Here is a 19,081-nt window from a genome sequence, read left to right as displayed (position 1 = left end):
TCCGTTGTTCAGGGGGCTAATGCGGCTTCCTTCAGGAAAGCAGAAATCAGGGGTGCAAGGATGGCAACGATCTCGTCAGCCTCGGCGGTGCTCAAAATCAGGGGCGGCACCAAGCGCACCACGCTGTCCGCGGTCACGCTGATCAACAGGCGGGCATCCGCCGCGCGTTGCACCAGGGCACCGCAGGGTTTGGACAGGTCCACACCCAGCATCAGGCCTTGGCCGCGCACTTCTTTCACGCCGCCGTTGGCGATTTCGGCATCTAAGGCGGCTTGCAGTCCGGCTTTCAGGTGGGCGCCCACCTTCTCGGCATTGGCAATCAGGCCATCGGCTTCCATGATGCGGATGGTTTCCACCCCTGCACGCATGGACAGTGGGTTGCCGCCAAAGGTGGAGCCGTGGTTGCCGGGTTGGAAGATAGTGGCCGCTTTGGGCCCCACCACCACCGCGCCCACCGGCACGCCGGAGCCCAGGCCCTTGGCCAGCGGCATCACGTCGGGCAAGATGCCGGCCCACTGGTGGGCAAACCACTTGCCGGTGCGGCCCATGCCGCACTGCACTTCGTCAATCATCAAGAGCCAGTCGCGCTGATCGCACAGGGCTCGCACCTCGCGCAGGTAGTCCATGTGCATCGGGTTCACGCCGCCTTCACCTTGGATGGCTTCAAAGAACACCGCCACCACATTGGGGTTGCCTTCGGTGGCTTTTTTCAGTGCGTCGATGTTGTTCACCGGCACGCGGATAAAGCCTTCCACCAGCGGGCCGAAGCCGGCTTGCACTTTGGGGTTGCCGGTGGCACTCAGGGTGGCAATGGAGCGGCCATGGAAAGCCTTCTCGTACACCACCACTTCGGGGCGCTCAATGCCCTTGTCGTGGCCGAACTTGCGGGCCAGCTTCAGCGCGGCTTCGTTGGCTTCCAGGCCGGTGGAGCAGAAAAACACATTTGTCATGCCAGAGCGCTCTACCAGCAGCTTGGCCAGCTCTTCCTGCAGGGGGATGTGGTAGTAGTTGGAGGTGTGGATCAGCTTGGTCAGCTGGTCTTGCAAAGCGGGCACGAGTTGGGGGTGGTTGTGGCCCAAGGTGTTGACCGCGATGCCGCCCAAGGCGTCCAGGTATTCCTTACCATTCACGTCCCACACGCGGCAGCCTCGTCCATGGCTCAGGGCGATGGGCAGTCGGCCGTAGGTGTTCATCACGTGGGGTGAAGACGGCGTGGTAACAGTGGCGGCGGTCATGCGGTAACTCCGGTGGTGGCTACAAAACAGATCGGCCCGACTGGTGCAAAGGCCAGTCGGGCCGTTGAAGCCTGATTTTAGGCGCACTGGGGATGGCGGTTTCGTGACAAATCCACATCACACTGATGCGCGTCGGCATAGCTGGTTTGTCATCTCCATGACAGCGGAGCGGGTAGAATTCTTGTGCGTCGCAGCACCGTGATCAAGCGGTGGGCGAACCCCCTGAAATTTTCCACGCACTGATGGCTACCACTCCTCCAAAAGAACTCTACATCCTGGGAATCACGCGGCAAGGCAAGACCTTTCGCCCCAGTGACTGGGCGGAGCGTCTGGCCGGCGTGATGAGCCAATTCCGCCCCGGCGGCGCCACCCGCGGTAGCCACTTGGGCTACTCGCCATGGTGCGTGCCCACCTCGATCGGGCAGGTCAAGTGCGTCATCGTGCACCCCGACTTGCGTGACTACGATGTCATGGCTTGGGATTTTTGCCTTAACTTTGCCCGAGACAACGAGTTGCAAGTCAGCGAGACCCGCCCTGAGGCGCCTGCTGCGCCCGCCGCTCGTCCGGCAGCTTCCGAATAATTTTTTTTTTCCTGACGACAGAAACAAAAAAGCCGTTCAGATGAACGGCTTTTTTGCTTTTGCTGACAGCGCACCCTTACAAACGGCGAACCTTGTTGCCAAGGTCCGTGCGAGTGCCTAAGTGATTAGGCTGCGAGTGCCAAGGCTTTCACCTTGGTAGCCAAACGGCTCTTATCGCGTGCTGCCTTGTTCTTGTGGAAGATGCCCTTGTCAGCCACGGTGTCCACCACGGCTTGCATCTTGGCAAACAATTCTGCGGCTTTGGTCTTGTCTCCGGCCACAACTGCCTTTTCCACGTTCTTCACCGCGGTGCGGTATTTGGAGCGCAAAGAAGTGTTTGCTGCATTGATTTTGATGTCCTGACGGACGCGTTTACGGCCCGACGCCAGGCGCGGGTTCTTTTTCTTGGGTTTACCAGATGCCATGATTAATATTCCTTGTGTTGGAGGATGTTGTCAGCAAAGCCGATGATTATATACCGGCTCCGCTGAATCAGCCCACCAAGCGATTCCGCCCTTGGGCCTTTGCCTCGTACAAGCGTTGGTCGGCCACATGGAGGAGGGCGTTCAAATTGTCATCGTGCCCGCCGTGGATGCCGATACTGATCGTCACTTTGATTTCTTCCGGTATGCCTTCGGCAGTGTTGAGCGGTAACAACTCCCGGAATGCCTCAAGCCGGGGCCGTAGGACCTCGACGGTGTGGGATTCGCTGAACAGCGCAAACTCTTCACCACCAATGCGAGCGACCAATGCGTCTGGAAAGTGCTTTCGCAGATAGTCAGCGACAAAACGGATCACGATGTCGCCATTGGCGTGTCCGAATCGGTCGTTGATGGATTTGAAATAGTCAATGTCCAGCATGGCGACCACCACGGGTTTCGCTGCATTTTTGGCAAAACCGTGACGTATGCCACCTTGCTCGAAAAAATGCCGCCGGTTGTAGAGGCCGGTTAGAGAGTCCACGTTGGCCAGGTGGTGCAAGCGGTCGACCAGCTCCAGCATCTCGAGGTTCTGGTTGACCCGGCAGGTCATTTCCTCGAACGAATAGGGCTTAGACATGAAGTCGTTGGCCCCGTGCTTCAGGAAACGTGCTGAGATGTCGGAGTGGTTTTCCCCGGAGATACCGATGATGGCGAGGCGCTCTTTGCCCATGGTGCGGCGGGCTTCGGTCACGAATTCGAAACCGTCCACCACCGGCATGTTGTAGTCGACCAAAGCCAGCTTGATGTCGGGCTGTGCCGCAAGCACTGCCAAGGCTTCGCGCCCGTTATGCGCTATTTGCACATTCAGGCCCTGCATGGACAGCATGCGGCGAATGACTTCGAGCGACGAGGGGGAGTCGTCAGCCACCAGAACTTTGAGACCTGCGTTGCGGATCAGGCGGCTTAGCCATTGCACCGCGTACTCAAAGGAGGGTAGCCCCTTTTTCAGCACATAGTCGACGATCAGACCCTGCGTCATCATGTTGCGGATGTCTTTGGTGATCGTTCCGGTCAGGGCAATAGCCGGGATGTGTTTGGCAGCGATCAGCTCGAAGACTTCCCCATAGGGAGCGTCGGGCAGGTTGGCATCGCAGACTGCGGCGAATATTTCGTGGCCGTGTTGTTCCAGGAGTGCGTTGGCCTCGGCGAGGGAATAGGCCGTTAGAACCGTACATTGCCAGGCTTTTTTGACCATGCTGGTGAGCATTTCAGAGAGGGCTCTCTGGTCCTCCACGATCAAGACGCAGCTTTTGCCCGGCGGCATAGTGGCTGCACGCGCGGGCCTGAATGAGTGGCGCAGACTTGTTTTCATAAAGTATCCAACGATATGGCTCGAGACCGCCGATTCAAACACGAAACGGGGTGGTCTGGAGCGTTGTCATCAATTCCCCATTCCGCGCTCGCCGCTACACTTGCCCTGTGAGTCTTATCAAATCTGTATCCACCGTGTCCCTGTGGACATTGGCCTCCCGGGTCACCGGCCTGGCCCGCGAGCTGTTGGTGGCGGCTGCGTTTGGCGCCAGCGCAATGACCGACGCTTTCAACGTCGCTTTCCGCATCCCTAATCTGTTTCGCCGTTTGTTTGCCGAAGGCGCCTTCAGCCAGGCCTTTGTGCCGGTCTTGGCCGCCAGCAAAGCCAAAAATGGCGACGTGGCGACTAAGCTGCTGGTGGACCGGGTGGCCACCTTGCTGGCCTGTGCCTTGGTGCTGACTTGTGTCGTAGGGGTGATCGCCTCGCCGCTGCTGGTTTGGGCCATGGCGAGTGGCTTGCAGAAAGATCCGGCGGGCTACGAGGCGGCCGTGTTCATGACTCGCTTCATGTTTCCGTATATCGGCTTTATGTCGATGGTGGCCCTGTCGTCCGGCATATTAAATACTTGGAAACGCTTTGCGGTGCCGGCTGCTACGCCCGTTCTCTTGAATCTGAGCATGATCGGGGCCGCTTGGTTGCTGGTGCCATGGTTCAAAGGGCAGGGTATTGAGCCGATTTACGCCATGGCAGTCGGGGTGATGGTCGGCGGGCTGCTGCAACTCTTGGTGCAAATTCCGGCCCTGAGCCGTTTGGGTATGTTGCCGCGCTTCAGCCTGCAATGGGCCATCTTGCGGGAAGCCTGCGCCGACCCTGATACGCGGCGAATCGGCAAGTTGATGTTGCCGGCCTTGCTGGGTGTGAGCGTGGCCCAGATATCGCTGTTGATCAACACCCAGATCGCTTCGCACTTGCCGACCGGCAGCGTGAGCTGGCTGACCTATGCAGACCGTTTGATGGAGTTTCCCACCGCCATGCTGGGTGTGGCCTTGGGGGTGGTACTGATGCCGCAGCTGGCTGGCGCCCGAGCCAGAGATGATGGTGCAGGCTACTCCGCCTTGTTGGATTGGGGATTGCGCATTGTGGTTTTGCTGGCGGTGCCCTGTGCGGTGGGCTTGTTGACGTTCTCTAAACCCCTGGTAGCTGTGCTGTACCACTACGGTGCATTTACGGCGCTTGACGTGCAGCAAACCACCTGGGCCCTCATGGGCTGGGGTGCGGGTTTGGTAGGGATCGTTGCCATCAAAGTGCTGGCCCCGGGCTATTACGCCAGCCAGGACATCAAAACGCCGGTCAAGATTGCGGTGGTGGTGTTGATTGCGACCCAGTTGATGAACTTGGCGTTAGTGCCGATGTTTCAGCACGCGGGCCTGTCTTTGTCGATCAGCCTTGGTGCCCTGATCAATGCCACATGGCTCTTGATCGGCTTGCTGCGCCGCGGCAGTTTCCAGCCGCTGGCGGGTTGGGGGCGCTTTTTGCTTCAAGTAGTGGCATCTTCCGCGGTCTTGGTGGTTTACCTTCTCTGGGCCGCCGGTCTGGTGGATTGGGTGGCCCTGCGCGCCCAGCCCTGGTTGCGCATCGGTTGGCTGGTCCTTTTGATGGCAGGCTCTGCCGCGGTATATTTTGGAGCCCTGTGGGCGACGGGTTTGAATGTTCGCCACTTCTTGAGGCGCTAAACCGGGAGGATGAGCATGAAGTTGGATCTGACAGTCCCCTCCGCGCTGGAGTATTTCGCCAGTTTGGTCGGCAGTGACCAGGACTTGGCGCTGTTTGAAGCCGCACTCAGCCTGGGGCAGGACGAATACCCGGAGCTCGATCTGCAAGCCAGCATGGCCGAAGTGGATCAGCTGGTGGCCCGTCTGCAACGTCGCCTCGCCGACGACGCATCCGCCCTGCAGCGGGTGCGGGTGCTGAATCAGTTTTTCTTCACAGACCTTGGCTTCGCCGGCAACGTCAATAACTATTACGACCCGGACAACAGTTTTGTGTCGCAACTGCTGCGCACGCGCCGCGGCATCCCGATTTCGCTGGCCGTGCTCTGGATGGAGTTGGCCCAAGGTTTGAAATTGGATGCCCAAGGGGTCAGTTTCCCCGGGCATTTCATGGTCAAAGTGAATTTGCCGATGGGGCAGGCGGTCATTGACCCGATGTCAGGCCGCTCCCTCAGCAAAGAAGAGCTGTCTGAAATGTTGGAGCCATTTCGCCGCCGCAGCGGTTTGGTGGACGATTTCGAAGCGCCCTTGGGGTTGTATCTGCAAGCCGCATCGCCCCGAGAAATTCTGGCGCGCATGCTGCGTAACTTGAAAGAAATTTATCGCTCCCAGCAGGACTGGCCGCGCTTGTTGGCGGTGCAAGAGCGCTTGGTGGTGCTGTTGCCGGAGTCATGGCCCGAGTACCGCGATCGCGGTTTGGTGCATGCCGAGCTGGGCAACTCACGGCAGGCACTGTCTGACTTGGAGCTCTACCTGGAGCATGCCAGTCATATGGTGGATACCGAGCAGATTGTGGAGCAGGTCAAAATTCTGCGTATCCAAACCGGCATCTAATCGCCGGGCAAGCGCTTGCCCGGCGGGTGGGGAATCGGTTTTAACGAACCACCACTTGCGCACCGTCGCCTTGGGCGGCGATAGTGCCCACGGTGTAGACAGTTTCGCCGCTGGCGCGCAATGTCGCAGCGGTGGCTTCTGCATTGGCAGCGTCTACCACCACGACCATGCCGATGCCGTTGTTGAAGGTGCGGTTCATCTCGATGTCGTCAATGCCAGCGGTCTGTTGCAGCCAGGCAAACAGCTCGGTCTGCGGCCAGCTGCCCTTGACCAAATGGGCTGCGGTGCCTTCGGGCAACACGCGGGGAATGTTTTCCAGCAAACCGCCACCGGTGATGTGGGCCAGAGCCTTGATCGGGTGGGCCGCCAGCGCAGCGAGCACGTTTTTCACATACAGGCGGGTGGGTTCCATGATGGCTTGCTTGAAAGGTTTGCCGTCCAAGGTGGCGGGCACGGTGCCGGCAGCCTCTGCACGCTCGATGCATTTGCGGACCAGGCTGAAACCATTCGAGTGCACGCCGGCAGATGCCAGGCCCAACACTACGTCGCCGGGCTTGACGTCAGCGCCGGTCAAGATTTTGGATTTTTCTACTGCGCCCACACAAAAACCTGCCAGGTCGTACTCGCCAGCGGGGTACATGCCGGGCATTTCGGCGGTTTCACCACCGATGAGGGCGCAACCGCTCAACTCGCAACCTTTGGCAATACCGCCGACCACCGCGGCGGCGGTGTCCACATCCAGCTTGCCGCAGGCAAAGTAGTCCAGGAAGAACAGGGGCTCAGCGCCTTGCACCAGCACGTCGTTCACACTCATGCCGACCAGGTCGATACCTACGGTGTCGTGCATGTTCCACTCAAAGGCCAGCTTGAGCTTGGTGCCCACGCCGTCGGTGCCGCTCACCAGCACGGGTTCTTTGTAGCGCTTGGGCACTTCAAACAAGGCTCCGAAACCGCCGATACCGGCCAACACGCCTTCGCGCATGGTTTTCTTGGCCAAGGGCTTGATGCGTTCGACCAAGGCGTCACCGGCAACGATATCGACACCGGCGTCTTTGTAAGAAAGGGGAGTGGAGGCAGAAGATTGGGTCATGGGAGGTAACGTTTGGGGTGAAGCGGAGGCAGACCCCGATAGAATTTGCCTAGATTTTAAGGGTTTGCCCCTTCTCTTTCTCTCATGCCCCTCACCCCCACCCAAAAAAGTTTCGCTGCATGGGTCGCCATTGCAGTATTTGCCGTCCTCGTTTTATGGCTGTTGGCGCCTGTGTTGGCGCCATTTGCCGTGGCGGCGGTACTGGCCTATGCGCTCACGCCGGTGGTCAATTGGATTGATGACATCGGCCTAGGCCGCATCCCCCGTGTCGTGGCGGTGGTGCTGGTGGAGGTCTTGTTTTTGATTGTGGTGCTGAGTGTGCTGTTGCTGATTGTTCCGATTCTTGCCAAAGAAATGCCGCTGCTGCGGGAGCAGTTTCCTGTGCTGCTCGACAGTTTGAATGAGGCGCTGAAGCCACTGTTTGCCCAATGGGGCATCAAGCTCAACCTGGATGTGGGCAGTATCAAGAACTTTGTCATGAAGTACCTCAATGCCAACGTGGAAGATGCCTTTGGCTCGGTGCTGGCTTCGGTCAAGTTGGGCGGGAGTGTGGCGTTTGCCCTGATTGGTAACGCCATTTTGATTCCCGTGGCCTTGTTTTACCTGCTCATGGACTGGGCCCGTTTCATGGGCCAGTTGCGGCAATTGGTGCCGCCACGCCTACGGGCCCCGACCGACAGTTTTCTGCGTGAGGCAGATGACGTGCTGGGGCAGTACCTGCGTGGCCAGTTGCTGGTGATGGTGATTCTGGCCCTCGCCTACAGCTTGGGCTTGGCCATGTTCGGCTTGGACTTGGCTTTACCGATCGGGGTGTTTACCGGGCTGGCGATCTTTGTGCCCTATCTGGGTTTCGGGGTCGGGTTGGTGCTGGCTTTGTTCGCAGGCCTGCTGGAGTTTTCGGGCGCGCATGGTATCGGCTACCCGTTGGTGATGGTTGCTGTGGTCTACGGCTTGGGTCAGGTGATTGAGAGTTTTGTGCTGACGCCGCGCCTGGTGGGCGAGCGCATCGGCCTGCACCCTCTGGCTGTGATCTTTGCCTTGCTGGCGTTCGGTCAGCTGTTCGGGTTTGTGGGGGTACTGGTGGCCTTGCCTGCCAGCGCGGTGCTGCTGGTGGCGATCCGCCGCGCGCGCTCGGGCTACCTCGGCAGCCGTTTGTATCTGGGGTGACCCCTTCGTATGAAACAGATTGCGTTGGATATCGGTTTGTCTACTGGCCCTACAGTGGCCAACTTTTTTGCCGGCCCCAATGAGGCCGCCCTCCGACACCTGGAGTTGTGGATCGGTGACGAGAGCCACTCTTTGACCCGCTCGCCGGTGCCCACGTACATCTGGGGGCCAGAGGGCAGTGGCAAAACGCACTTGCTCAAGGCTGCCCGCGAAGGATTGCGCGAGCAGGGTGCGCGCGTGGGCTGGTTGGGCGCCAATGACGAGCCTGCTGATTTCGATGAGCGCTGGGCTGCGGTGGTGCTGGATGACGTGCACCTGTTCACCGCGGAGCAGCAGCACACCGCGTTTAACTGGTTCGTCAACGCCCATACCCACCACAAACCGGTGCTGGCAGCGGGCGAGTTTGCCCCCATCGATCTCAAGCTGCGCGACGACTTGCGCACCCGGCTGGGTTGGGGGCACATCTTTAGCTTGCAGCTCTTGGGTGAGTCCGAGCGACGCAGTGTCTTGCGCCAAGCGGCGGATGCCCGCGGCGTGTTCTTGAGCGATGAGGTGATGGACTTCATGCTCAACCGCTTCAGCCGCGATCTCGGCAGCTTGATGGAGCTCCTCGACCTGATGGATGGCTACGCCTTGCAAACCCAGCGCGCCATCACCATTCCGTTGATCAAATCCATGCTGGAAAACACATGACCGTGAAAAAGATTGCCCTGTTTGACCTCGACCACACCCTGATTCCGCTGGACTCTGACTACGCCTGGGGCGAGTTCACCACCGCTTTGGGATGGACCAATGCCGAAGTCTTCAAGCAAAAGAACCAGGAGTTCTACGAGCACTACAAGGCCTGGCACGCTGGATATCCACGCGTACATCCGGTTTGCCACTGCAGCAGTGATCCGCCAAGGCGCTAGCAAATCGATAGCTGCTCACGCAGATTTCATGAGGGCTATCATCCAAAAAGCCATTCAACCCCAAGCCCTGAAGCTGGTACAGGATCATCAGGCCGCTGGCGATACAGTCATCATCGTCACGGCCACCAACGCCTTCGTTACACGCCCGATTGCCACTGCGTTCGGCGTTGAAGAGTTGATCGCAGTCGATCTCGTGAAAGACGATGCCCCCGGCGGCACCGGTTGGTACACGGGCGAAATTGCCGGTGTGCCGTCTTTCCGCGAAGGCAAGGTCACACGGGTGAACCAGTGGCTGGCGGACCGCGGTTGGGGCTGGGACACCGTCCACACCACCTTCTATTCAGACTCCATCAACGATGTGCCGCTGATGGAAAAGGCCGATGTGGCCGTGGCCACCAACCCCGATCCGCGCTTGCGCGCACTGGCCGAGCAGCGTGGATGGCGCATACTCGAGCTCTTCTCCTGACCCGCGGGCAGGACTGTTAGGAACAAGAACTTGATCAAAAAATTTATCGATAAATTGCTGGGCAAATCCCCCGCTGCACCGGGCGGCAAGCCCAACTTCGGCAAACGGATGGAGATCCCGGTGTCGGTGCACGGCATCGACCCCAGCTTGGTGGACGACCGTGCCATTAACGTGGTGCGTGCCCTGCAGCAAGCGGGTTTTGAGGCGTATGTGGTGGGCGGTGCGGTGCGCGACCTGCTGGTCGGTCTGCGGCCCAAAGACTTCGATGTGGCAACCAACGCCACACCGGAGCAGGTCAAAGGATTGTTCCGCCGTGCGTTCATCATCGGGCGGCGTTTCCGCATCGTGCACGTGGTGTACGGCCGCGGGCGTGAGCATGAGGTGATCGAGGTATCGACCTTCCGCGCGTATCTGGACAACGCCGCTGCCGAACAAGTCGCCGGCAACGAGCGCACCAGCAAGAGCGAGCTGGCCAACTTGAAGCACGCCGTGGACAGCACTGGCCGGGTGCTGCGCGATAACGTCTGGGGCCCGCAGGAAGAAGACGCGGTGCGCCGCGACTTCACCATCAACGCGATGTACTACGACCCTGAAACCCAGATCGTTGTGGACTACCACAACGGCCTGAAGGACTCCAAGAGCCGTACCTTGCGCATGATTGGCGATGCGGCCACCCGGTATCGCGAAGACCCGGTCCGCATCATCCGTGCGGTGCGCTTTGCGGCCAAGCTCAGCCCCCTGGGTTTCAAGCTCGAGCCCAAAACTGCCGGTCCTTTGGTCAAGAGCCAGAAGCTGTTGCACGACGTGCCGCAAAGCCGCCTTTTTGACGAAATGCTCAAGCTGCTGCAAACTGGGCACGCGTTGGCCTCCATCGCGCAACTCAAAGAATTGGGCTTGGCCACCGGCATTTACCCCCTGCTGGATGTAGTGGTGGAGCGGGCGGGCCAGAGCTTTGTGGAAGCTGCCCTGAAAGACACCGACCGCCGTGTCGGCGAAGGCAAGCCGGTGGCGCCTAGCTTCTTGTTGGCCTGTGTGCTGTGGGACGATGTTCGCAAGGGCTGGGACCAGCGCTTGGCCCGCGGTGAACACAGCCACCCGGCCTTGCAAGATGCGATTGAAGATGTGTTCAACGCCCGCATCGGGGACGTCTCCGGCCGTGGCAAGTTGGCTGGCGACATGCGGGAGATCTGGTTGATGCAGCCCCGCTTTGACAAGCGCGTAGGTAGCACGCCTTTTGGCATGGCGGAGCAACCCCGGTTCCGTGCCGCATTCGACTTCATGCGCCTGCGTGCGGACGCAGGCGAGGTGGACGAGGTGCTGGCCGACTGGTGGCAAGAGTTCAGCATGGCCAGCGACGATGTGCGCCAGGACATGGTGGACCAGGTCCGCGCCGAGCAACAGCAGCAACGCAAGCAAGCCCCCAAAGGCCCACGGGTTGCCAAACCGCCCCGTGAACCCCGCGCCACCGATGCAGCGCCGAGCGGCCTCGCAGAGGTTGCGCTGCAAGGAGCCACTGACACTGGTGGTGATGCGCCGCGCAAGCGCAAGCGTCGTCGTCGCAGCAATGCCAGCCGTGGCGCCGGCAGTGCCGGACCTGCGGCTGAATAAACCCGGCCATGCAGCGTGAGCCAGTCGAGGCCTACATTGGCCTTGGCGCCAATTTGGGCGATCCCATGGCGGCCTTGCGGCAGGCCTTGGGTCGATTGGCAGAACTGCCCCACACAGTGGTGCTGCGGGCATCCGGTCTGTATGGCAGCACGCCGGTGGATTCCAGTGGGCCCGATTATGTGAATGCGGTGGCCTGCGTGCGCACGCGGTTGACCGCGCCCGCGCTGCTATCGGCCCTGCAGGCGCAAGAGAACCAGGCCGGCCGTGAGCGCCCGTACCGCAATGCTCCCCGCACCCTCGACCTTGATGTGCTGCTTTACGGCAGTGCCCGCATGGCAGGGCCGGTATTGACGGTGCCTCACCCGCGCATGACAGAGCGCGCCTTCGTGTTGATGCCCTTGGCCGAAATCGCGCCGGACCTTGTATCAGCCACGCAGCTGGCCGCGGTGAGGGATCAAGGAATCTGGCGTCTGGCAGGGTAAATCCCCGTCTTTTCTCCATTCTGTAACCGGTGACCCCGTGGTCAAATTACAGAATAATTAAAGGAGATTGGAATGCAGTTCAACCGGATGCGGCTGGCTACCAAGCTATGGTCGGCCATGGCGGTCATGGTCGTTTCGTTGGCGCTCATCATTGCGTTTACCGCTTTGCAGTCGCGCAAGTCGCGCGAGGCCTATGGCGCGGTGAATGCCAGCATGGTCACCCAAATCAAGCACGCCAACCAGCTGGCGGCGCTGGAAGATGTCAATGCCACCCGCGCCTACGCCGTGGTGGTGTCCACCGACCCGGGTGTTGCCAAAGCCTTCAAAGATGAAATCAGCGCGAGCAACAGCCGCATTGAAGAGCTGCAAAAGACCATTGAAGCCAGTGACCTCAGCGAAAAAGACCGGCAGCAGCTCGCCAAAATTGCGTCGCTGCGCAAGACATTGCAAGATTTGACCAGCCAGACAGCTTTGCTCAAGGTCACGAAACCAGCAGAAATGCCAACGTTTGTGGAGACCCAATACCGCCCTGCGGTCATGGCGCTGCAGAAAGGCCATGCCGAATTTGTAGCCATGCAAGACGCGGCCAGCGAGGGCCTGCGTGAAAACTTTGAGTCCGAAGGCCGCAAACTGATCGTCATGTCTGCCGGTGGGCTGGTGGTGCTGATCGTTGGGATTTTGCTCGGGGCGGGGTTCTTGATCCGCTCGATCAAGCAACCCTTGTCACAGGCCAATGCCTTGGCAGCCCGTATTGCGGAAGGCGATTTGAGCTCTGCGGTTGACGAGTCAAGGGCGGATGAGTTCGGCGACCTGATGCGTTCTCTGGCTGCGATGAACCGGGCCTTGTCGCTTATGGTGGCCCAGGTCCGCCACAGTACCGACAGCATCGCCACCGCAAGCAGCGAAATTGCCACGGGCAATAACGATTTGGCCCATCGCACCGAAGAAACCTCGAGCAACCTGGCGTCTACCGCGTCCAGCATGGACAGCTTGACCCAAGCCGTGCGCATGAGCTCTGACAACGCCCGCCAGGCCGGCACCCTGGCTGCCAACGCCTCCAGCGTCGCGCAGCGCGGCGGCGATGTCGTGACCCAGGTGGTGCAGACCATGCAAGAGATCGATGCGAGCAGCAAAAAAATTGCCGACATCATCAGTGTCATTGATGGGATCGCTTTTCAGACCAACATACTTGCCCTGAATGCTGCGGTCGAGGCGGCCCGGGCCGGTGAGCAAGGGCGGGGCTTTGCAGTGGTGGCCTCCGAAGTGCGATCGCTAGCCGGGCGCAGCGCTGAGGCCGCCAAAGAAATCAAAACCTTGATCGGCACCTCGGTCGACAAGGTCGAGCACGGCACCCAGCTGGTGACGACAGCCGGCGCCACGATGCAAGAGATTGTGCAAAGCGTGCGCCGGGTGGTGGATGTGATTGGCGAGATCACAGCCGCCTCGAGCGAACAGAGTAGCGGTATTGCTGACGTGAATCACGCTATTTCGAACCTCGACCAGATGACCCAGCAAAACGCGGCCTTGGTCGAAGAAAGCGCCGCCGCCGCCGAGAGCCTGCGCGACCAGGCGGCGCAGTTGGCACAGGCGGTAGCCGTGTTCAAGGTAGATGCGTATGCTGGCAGCACTCGCCCGATGGCACCGCAATTGCCGAGCCATGCGCATCACTTGAGGCTGCGTTAGGGACCAAAAAAAACGCTGCCGCGGCAGCGTTTTTTTATGGGTTCACCGGAATGGCTACTCAGGCAATTTCGGCAATCAGCTCGATTTCTACGCACGCACCCATCGGGATCTGGGCGACACCGAAGGCACTGCGGGCATGCGCGCCGACTTCGGGGCCGAAGACTTCACCAAAGAGCTCGCTCGCGCCGTTGGTCACCAAGTGTTGCTCGGTGAAATCGCCGGTGGAGTTCACCAGAGACATGACCTTGACAATACGTTTGACCTTGTTCAGGTCACCCACCGCAGCGTGCAGGGTACCCATCAGGTCGATAGCGATCGCACGCGCTGCCGCTTTGCCTTGCTCGGTGGTGGTGTCTTTGCCCAACTGGCCGACCCAGGGCTTGCCGTCTTTTTTGGCGATGTGGCCGCTCAGGAACACGAGCTTGCCGGTTTGCACAAAGGGCACGTAGGCCGCTGCCGGAATGGCAACAGGTGGCAAGATGATCTGGAGTGCGGCGAGTTTGTCGTAAATGCTCATGGGAAATCTCTCAGGTTTACAAGTAAAAAGTGCATCTGGCGCTCATGGAATGCTCGCCTATAGCTATCAAAAGTATAGCAATTCCGTGGCGGGAAAACGTCTCCACCGGATGGCTGTCGCGTTGTTTATTGCAACTGCGACTGCGACTGCTATTGAGACATGCCCGCCGCAGGGCCTTGCGTTTGGGTTTGGGTCTGCGGCGCATCATTATGCGCAGGGGCAGCAGCTGGCGGGCTGTCGGTGCGGATTTCTTCGACGGTGACACCCACCGTTAGCGTGTGCCGTGACCCGCCATGGATGACGCCTCGCAGCGGCGACACATCGCCAAAATCCCGCCCGGTAGCCACGGTGACATAGTCGGCCCCGGGGGCGTGCCAGCCCCAGCGGTTGTTGGTCGGGTCGAAATCCACCCAGCGCTCACCCTCAGGGAGGTCCGGCACATAAACGCTCACCCAGGCGTGGGACGCGTCGCTCCCGATGAGCTTCACTTGTCCGGGCGCGGGCTGGGTCAACAAATAGCCACTGACATAGCGGGCAGGCAGGCCCATGCTGCGCCAGCAGGCCAGCATGATGTGGGCAAAGTCCTGGCACACGCCTTTGCGCTGCTCCAGGGCCTGCAGTGCTGGGGTATTGATCTGGGTGCTGTGGGACTCGTAGGTGAAGTCGGTGTGGATCCGCTCCATCAGGTCGCAGGCCACAGCGATCAGGCTGGTGCCGGCAACAAAGCTGGGGCGCGCATAGCCCGAGAACTCCAGCTGCCGGGGCACAAACGGGCTGGCAAATACAAACTCTGCGGCTGCCTCGTAAGCCGCACCGGCCTGAAAGCGCAGCCGGTCCCGCAGGGTCTCCCAGGGCAAACTACTTTGGGGGCGGATTTGCTCACGCGTGGACACCAGACTGCAAGCCCTCACCTGCAAGACGCTATGGGGTATCTGCAGTGAGAAAAAACAGCGCTGGTTGCCGAACACATCCGGTGCGCTGCGTTGCTGGGCTGGCTGCGGGTTGATGATCAGGCTGTGGCTCAGCACATGCTGGCTGCCGTGGGCGCGCGGCTCCAGATAGGCCACATGCTGCGCCGTCTCAACGGCGGGTTGGTAGTCGTAGCGGGTTTCGTGGGTGACTTGCAGCAGCATCAGGTACCCACGCTTTGTTTGGTTTCGCCCGAGTGGGTGAAATAGGTGGTGCTGATGTCCTCAGACACGGTGTAGGCGGCTTGGCATAGGGACTTGAGGAGCGTCCGCAGCGGGCCCATCACCGGTCCATCGGCCGGGCTTTCACACAAAGTGGCCAAGTCCCAGCGGACGGGCGATGGCACTTGTAAGCTCATTTCGCTAAGTTCATGGGCGGGGCTCTGGGCGAGTTTGGCCAGGCGGCCCCGCAGCGTGTGAGCGACCCACGCCAGTGAGCGCGGGTTGTCGCGGTCCAGAACCAGCAGGTCAATGAGCGCCGCCACATCACGGCTCTGCTGGTACTGGGCATGAAACGTGATGGTGCTGTCAAACAAGCCGAGCAGGGCTTCAAACCCACCGTCGGTATCGACGGCGCCGGTCTCCAGTGACTGATCCAGGGCAGTGGCCAGAAAATTCAGCCGCTCCACATGCCGGCCGATGCTCAGCAGGCGCCATCCATCGTCCCGGGTCATGCGGTCGGTTTGGGCGCCGGTGATGGCGGCGAGGTGGTCACTGGCGTCTTTGAGAATCCGCAGGGCCTGGTTGGGTGCGTAGTCTCCTTGCGCGGCCAACTGGGCGCAACGCTGGAAAACTTCTTCTTCCGCCCGCACGATGGTGGCCCAGTGCTCCTGGGACAAGCGTTCGCGCACCGTGGCGGCTGCCATCTTCAAGGCGCGCATGTTGTAGCCCACGCCGGTCGCGCCATCGGGCGAGGCTAGGCTGGCGATGATGGATCGCTCAAAAACGCGCCGCGCTTGCACCGCAGACGGCACCCCGGGGAGGACGAGGGTGTTGATTTGCGCCAGCTCCGTGAGCCATTGCAGCAAAGGCGTGCTGGACTGCTCTTCGCCGCCCAGGTACTCCAGCGCCAGCCGGGCCAGGCGGATGGTGTTGTCAGCCCGCTCGGTATAGCGACCCAACCAATACAGGTTTTCTGCAGCGCGGCTGGTGACCAAACGTTTGCGCTGGGCCAACACGGCAGGGGTGAGGGTGGTGGGCAGCAGCGTGGTGGTGTCTACTTCGCCACGGGTGAGCGCCCAGACGTCGGCACTGCTGCCGCCGCGTTGCATGGAGGCAATGTCCGTACTCGTCCCCGCCACCCGGGCCAGGCCGCCGGGCAGTACTTGCCAGGTCGGTTGGCCTTGGGCGTTGCGGCCGGCAGACACGGCGAACACCCGCAGCATGACGGAGCGAGCTTCCATGCCTGCTGATCCGCCCTTGCCGTCGGCAGGGTTGCGCCAGGTTGGCATTTGCGACAGGGGCATATAAGCCTGTACGGTGTGCTCTTCGCTTTGGCGCACGATGCGGCCGGCCAAGCGGTCCAATGCACTTTGCTGCAGCGTGTGGCCCAGCATCGCATCAAAGCTGGGGTGGATGCTGGAGCCGGGGTAGGTCGGCTTGATGGTGCGCTCGCCGAGCAAGGGCAGGGCGGCTTCCATGGCGCTGCGCTCGCCGCACCACCAGGTAGGCAAGGCCGGGAGGCTCAAGCGCTCACCCAGCAAGGCTTGGGCGATGGCCGGCAGAAAGCCCAGCAGCGCGGGCGACTCCAGAAACGCAGAACCGGGGGTGTTGGCGACCAGCACATTGCCGGCGCGTATCGCTTGCAACAGGCCCGGCACACCCAGGGTGGAATCGGGCCGCAACTCCAGCGGGTCAAGGTACTGGTCGTCCACCCGCTTGAGCAGGCCGTGTACCGGCACCAAGCCACGTAGGGTCTTGAGGTAAAGGCGCTCATCGCGCACCAGGAGGTCGCTGCCTTCGACCAGACTCAGGCCGAGGTAGCGGGCCAGGTAAGCGTGCTCAAAATAGGTTTCGTTGTAAGGGCCGGGTGTCAGCAGGGCGATATGGGCTTGGGCACCCGCGGGACTGGCGTTTTTCAGGCTGTCCATCAGGGCGCGGTAGGTGCTGGCCAAGCGCTGCACCTTGAGCGCCTGAAACGCCTGCGGGAACTGCCGGGACACGGCAAGCCGGTTTTCCAGCAAATAGCCAAGGCCGCTCGGCGCCTGGCACCGCTGGCTCACCACCCACCAATTGCCGTCCGGCCCGCGGGCGAGATCAAAGGCTGCCACATGCAAGTGCACCCCGCCCACCGGCTGTACGCCGGCCATGGGGCGCAGGTAGCCAGGGTGGCCGTGCACCAGAGCGGGCGGCAAAAGACCGCGCTGCAAGAGCTGCTGCGGGCCGTAGACATCGGCCATGACTGCTTCCAGCAGTTGCATGCGCTGTTGCACACCTGCCTCGATATGGGCCCAATCCGGTGCATCGACGATCAGCGGAAACAAGTCCAGCGACCAGGGGCGTTGGGGGCCTTCGGCGTCGGCATAGACGTTGTAGGTGACGCCGTTGTCACGGATCTGTCGCTGAAGGCTGGCAATGTGCTGGTCGAGTGCAGCCTCGCTGCTGCCCTCCATATTGTTAAAGAATTGCCGCCACACGCTGGTCAAGTGTGTGTCGGTAGCTCCTGAATTGATAGCGCCACGGAGTTCGTCAAAATGGCTTTCATGGGCGCGGCAGGCGCGCGCAAAGCGCAGTACGTCGGCAGCGCTTTCGGTGCTGGGGTCGGGGCGGGATTCGTCAGAATGTGTCACTATGACCAAGTATGCCAGCAAGGGCTGATTTCTCCGGTCTGCAAGCAATCACTATGCCGGTCATACTTTCGGCCAAGCCCACTCGCCGGATACACCCCATGACAGCTGACTTCCATTTTTACGAGCCCCGCTTGGGGCATGGTTTGCCCCACGATCCCTTCAATGCCATCGTGGGCCCCCGGCCTATCGGCTGGATTTCGAGCCGCAGCGCGGATGGGCTGCTGAATCTTGCGCCCTATAGTTTTTTCAATGCGTTCAACTATGTGCCGCCCATCGTGGGTTTTTCGAGCATTGGCTACAAAGACACGGTGCGCAACATCGAGGCCACCGGTGAGTTTGTCTGGAATTTAGTGACACGGCCGCTGGCGGAAGCCATGAACCAGACCTGTGCGCCTGTCGGCCCGGAGGTCGATGAATTTGCCCTGGCGGGCCTGACCCCCGTGAACTCCAACCTGGTGCAAGTACCCCGGGTGCTGGAAAGCCCGGTGAGCTTTGAGTGCCGCTGCACCCAGGTCGTTCAGCTGCAAACGGCGGCTGGTGCCACGGTGCCCAGTTGGCTTGTCTTGGGCGAGGTGGTCGGGGTGCACCTGGACCGGCGCTTGCTGGTGGACGGGGTCTACGACACCGCTGCAGCCGGGCATGTCTTGCGCGGCGGCGGGCCGGCGGATTACTTCAGCGTGGGGCCAGAGCAACTTTTCAAGATGTTCCGCCCCCAATAAAAAAAGCCACCGGCAACGCGAGTTGCGGTGGCTGTCGGCCACAGCCTCAAGGGCGGCCGCGACGGGCGCAGCCTTCAGGCTACAAAAACGATCAGGCCTTTTTGGCCCACGCGCTGCACCAGCCCTTGCCGGCGACTTGTTTGCCGGCAAACAAGGGGCAGCCACCAGCGGCGTCAGAAGCTTTGCCCTGGTAGAGCGCGCAGTTGTTGCACAGTTGGCCAGCGGCGTATTTGGGGAACTTGGCTTTGTCCACCTTGGTGGCGTCTGCCTTGTAGCCGAGTGCACCGGCTTGGGCGTCGGTCTCAGCCAACATGGGGCCTGCTGCTTGAACCTGGCTTGCCAGCAGCGCAGTGCTGCCGAGCGCGACTTGAACGATAAATTCGCGACGTTGTGTCATGGCTTGGTTTCCTAGGGTGAAAGACATGCCCGCACGATAGCGGGGCATGTCTGGATTGTTATGAAATCCCCAGCCCGAGCACTTGATCTTCATCAATACCCGGCTAAAGCACTCCAGTGTTGGCGGGTGTT

General features: G+C 60.7%; 17 protein-coding genes and 1 pseudogene. 10 read left to right on the top strand and 8 right to left on the bottom strand.

Translation table 11 applies throughout. The features are described from left to right. Positions 1-8 precede the first annotated feature (8 nt). Positions 9-1,235 (bottom strand): aspartate aminotransferase family protein, encoded by a 1,227-nt coding sequence (locus RAE19_RS02655; protein ID WP_313873462.1) that lies wholly within the window; start codon positions 1,233-1,235, stop codon positions 9-11. 242 nt (positions 1,236-1,477) lie between these two features. On the opposite strand from RAE19_RS02655, the gene RAE19_RS02650 reads away from it, so the two are divergent. Continuing rightward, positions 1,478-1,816 (top strand): DUF3579 domain-containing protein, encoded by a 339-nt coding sequence (locus tag RAE19_RS02650; protein ID WP_087494413.1) that lies wholly within the window; start codon positions 1,478-1,480, stop codon positions 1,814-1,816. Positions 1,817-1,941: 125 nt separating this feature from the next. Here the strand turns inward: RAE19_RS02650 and rpsT are convergent, their stop codons facing one another. Together rpsT and RAE19_RS02640 are read right to left on the bottom strand one after the other, a co-directional pair. After that, positions 1,942-2,241, bottom strand: coding sequence for a 30S ribosomal protein S20 (gene rpsT / locus RAE19_RS02645; RefSeq protein ID WP_094478292.1), 300 nt, complete (start codon positions 2,239-2,241; stop codon positions 1,942-1,944). A 67-nt stretch (positions 2,242-2,308) separates the two neighbouring features. After that, positions 2,309-3,610: a diguanylate cyclase gene (locus RAE19_RS02640; protein ID WP_313873461.1), complete on the bottom strand. Its 1,302-nt coding sequence runs from the start codon at positions 3,608-3,610 to the stop codon at positions 2,309-2,311. 107 nt (positions 3,611-3,717) lie between these two features. Between RAE19_RS02640 and murJ the strand changes: the two genes are divergently transcribed. Both murJ and RAE19_RS02630 read left to right on the top strand, forming a co-directional pair. Next, entirely contained in the window at positions 3,718-5,283 is a 1,566-nt protein-coding gene (gene murJ / locus RAE19_RS02635) for a murein biosynthesis integral membrane protein MurJ (protein ID WP_313873460.1), read from the top strand. Between the two features lie 15 nt (positions 5,284-5,298). Then, on the top strand, positions 5,299-6,153 hold the full coding sequence (locus RAE19_RS02630) for a SirB1 family protein (RefSeq protein ID WP_313873459.1): 855 nt from the start codon (positions 5,299-5,301) through the stop codon (positions 6,151-6,153). A gap of 40 nt (positions 6,154-6,193) precedes the next feature. Here RAE19_RS02630 and purM read toward each other — a convergent pair whose 3' ends face one another. Continuing rightward, positions 6,194-7,243 (bottom strand): phosphoribosylformylglycinamidine cyclo-ligase, encoded by a 1,050-nt coding sequence (purM, locus tag RAE19_RS02625; RefSeq protein WP_313873458.1) that lies wholly within the window; start codon positions 7,241-7,243, stop codon positions 6,194-6,196. Between the two features lie 84 nt (positions 7,244-7,327). Between purM and RAE19_RS02620 the strand changes: the two genes are divergently transcribed. From RAE19_RS02620 to RAE19_RS02595, 6 genes and pseudogenes are all read left to right on the top strand, one after another. Then, a complete protein-coding gene (locus RAE19_RS02620) occupies positions 7,328-8,410 on the top strand; it encodes an AI-2E family transporter (protein WP_313873457.1) in 1,083 nt (360 codons plus the stop codon). A 9-nt stretch (positions 8,411-8,419) separates the two neighbouring features. Then, positions 8,420-9,103: a DnaA regulatory inactivator Hda gene (hda, locus tag RAE19_RS02615; RefSeq protein ID WP_313873456.1), complete on the top strand. Its 684-nt coding sequence runs from the start codon at positions 8,420-8,422 to the stop codon at positions 9,101-9,103. Beyond that, positions 9,100-9,787, top strand: a pseudogene (locus RAE19_RS02610) (HAD family hydrolase). Before hda ends, RAE19_RS02610 begins: the two are co-directional and overlap by 4 nt. Positions 9,788-9,817: 30 nt before the next feature. Then, complete coding sequence (pcnB, locus tag RAE19_RS02605; RefSeq protein WP_313873455.1) at positions 9,818-11,395, top strand: polynucleotide adenylyltransferase PcnB; 1,578 nt, start codon at positions 9,818-9,820, stop codon at positions 11,393-11,395. Positions 11,396-11,403: 8 nt separating this feature from the next. Beyond that, positions 11,404-11,877, top strand: a complete 474-nt coding sequence (gene folK / locus RAE19_RS02600) for a 2-amino-4-hydroxy-6-hydroxymethyldihydropteridine diphosphokinase (RefSeq protein ID WP_313873454.1) — start codon at positions 11,404-11,406, stop codon at positions 11,875-11,877. A 72-nt stretch (positions 11,878-11,949) separates the two neighbouring features. Next, positions 11,950-13,560: a methyl-accepting chemotaxis protein gene (locus tag RAE19_RS02595; RefSeq protein WP_313873453.1), complete on the top strand. Its 1,611-nt coding sequence runs from the start codon at positions 11,950-11,952 to the stop codon at positions 13,558-13,560. 58 nt (positions 13,561-13,618) lie between these two features. On the opposite strand, the gene RAE19_RS02590 is transcribed toward RAE19_RS02595, so the two are convergent. The 3 genes from RAE19_RS02590 to RAE19_RS02580 all read right to left on the bottom strand — a co-directional run bounded on the left by RAE19_RS02590 (position 13,619) and on the right by RAE19_RS02580 (position 17,834). Continuing rightward, positions 13,619-14,077 (bottom strand): RidA family protein, encoded by a 459-nt coding sequence (locus RAE19_RS02590; RefSeq protein WP_313873452.1) that lies wholly within the window; start codon positions 14,075-14,077, stop codon positions 13,619-13,621. Between the two features lie 149 nt (positions 14,078-14,226). Then, complete coding sequence (locus RAE19_RS02585) at positions 14,227-15,210, bottom strand: transglutaminase family protein (protein ID WP_313873451.1); 984 nt, start codon at positions 15,208-15,210, stop codon at positions 14,227-14,229. Then, positions 15,210-17,834 carry a circularly permuted type 2 ATP-grasp protein gene (locus RAE19_RS02580; protein ID WP_313873450.1) on the bottom strand — a complete coding sequence of 875 codons (2,625 nt, stop codon included), beginning with the start codon at positions 17,832-17,834 and terminating at the stop codon, positions 15,210-15,212. Before RAE19_RS02580 ends, RAE19_RS02585 begins: the two co-directional genes overlap by 1 nt. Before the next feature lie 98 nt (positions 17,835-17,932). On the opposite strand from RAE19_RS02580, the gene RAE19_RS02575 reads away from it, so the two are divergent. Continuing rightward, positions 17,933-18,553 (top strand): flavin reductase family protein, encoded by a 621-nt coding sequence (locus tag RAE19_RS02575; RefSeq protein ID WP_313873449.1) that lies wholly within the window; start codon positions 17,933-17,935, stop codon positions 18,551-18,553. Positions 18,554-18,644: 91 nt separating this feature from the next. On the opposite strand, the gene RAE19_RS02570 is transcribed toward RAE19_RS02575, so the two are convergent. Then, on the bottom strand, positions 18,645-18,950 hold the full coding sequence (locus RAE19_RS02570; protein ID WP_313873448.1) for a high-potential iron-sulfur protein: 306 nt from the start codon (positions 18,948-18,950) through the stop codon (positions 18,645-18,647). Between the last annotated feature and the right edge of the window lie 131 nt (positions 18,951-19,081).

The sequence above is a fragment of the Rhodoferax potami genome (assembly GCF_032193805.1).
GTDB classification, from domain to species: Bacteria; Pseudomonadota; Gammaproteobacteria; order Burkholderiales; family Burkholderiaceae_C; genus Allorhodoferax; species Allorhodoferax potami_A.
The sequence above is the reverse complement of the archived record's forward strand: the minus strand, read 5'-3'. Positions and strand labels throughout refer to the sequence as shown.

What these genes read in the sequence shown, in the direction of transcription:
- rpsT (WP_094478292.1), bottom strand. Translation starts at nt 2,241, where the DNA reads ATGGCATCTGGTAAACCCAAGAAAAAGAACCCGCGCCTGGCGTCGGGC.
- RAE19_RS02620 (WP_313873457.1), top strand. Translation starts at nt 7,328, where the DNA reads ATGCCCCTCACCCCCACCCAAAAAAGTTTCGCTGCATGGGTCGCCATT.
- RAE19_RS02595 (WP_313873453.1), top strand. Translation starts at nt 11,950, where the DNA reads ATGCAGTTCAACCGGATGCGGCTGGCTACCAAGCTATGGTCGGCCATG.
- RAE19_RS02650 (WP_087494413.1), top strand. Translation starts at nt 1,478, where the DNA reads ATGGCTACCACTCCTCCAAAAGAACTCTACATCCTGGGAATCACGCGG.
- RAE19_RS02655 (WP_313873462.1), bottom strand. Translation starts at nt 1,235, where the DNA reads ATGACCGCCGCCACTGTTACCACGCCGTCTTCACCCCACGTGATGAAC.
- folK (WP_313873454.1), top strand. Translation starts at nt 11,404, where the DNA reads ATGCAGCGTGAGCCAGTCGAGGCCTACATTGGCCTTGGCGCCAATTTG.
- RAE19_RS02590 (WP_313873452.1), bottom strand. Translation starts at nt 14,077, where the DNA reads ATGAGCATTTACGACAAACTCGCCGCACTCCAGATCATCTTGCCACCT.
- RAE19_RS02640 (WP_313873461.1), bottom strand. Translation starts at nt 3,610, where the DNA reads ATGAAAACAAGTCTGCGCCACTCATTCAGGCCCGCGCGTGCAGCCACT.
- RAE19_RS02630 (WP_313873459.1), top strand. Translation starts at nt 5,299, where the DNA reads ATGAAGTTGGATCTGACAGTCCCCTCCGCGCTGGAGTATTTCGCCAGT.
- hda (WP_313873456.1), top strand. Translation starts at nt 8,420, where the DNA reads ATGAAACAGATTGCGTTGGATATCGGTTTGTCTACTGGCCCTACAGTG.
- RAE19_RS02585 (WP_313873451.1), bottom strand. Translation starts at nt 15,210, where the DNA reads ATGCTGCTGCAAGTCACCCACGAAACCCGCTACGACTACCAACCCGCC.
- RAE19_RS02575 (WP_313873449.1), top strand. Translation starts at nt 17,933, where the DNA reads ATGACAGCTGACTTCCATTTTTACGAGCCCCGCTTGGGGCATGGTTTG.
- purM (WP_313873458.1), bottom strand. Translation starts at nt 7,243, where the DNA reads ATGACCCAATCTTCTGCCTCCACTCCCCTTTCTTACAAAGACGCCGGT.
- RAE19_RS02570 (WP_313873448.1), bottom strand. Translation starts at nt 18,950, where the DNA reads ATGACACAACGTCGCGAATTTATCGTTCAAGTCGCGCTCGGCAGCACT.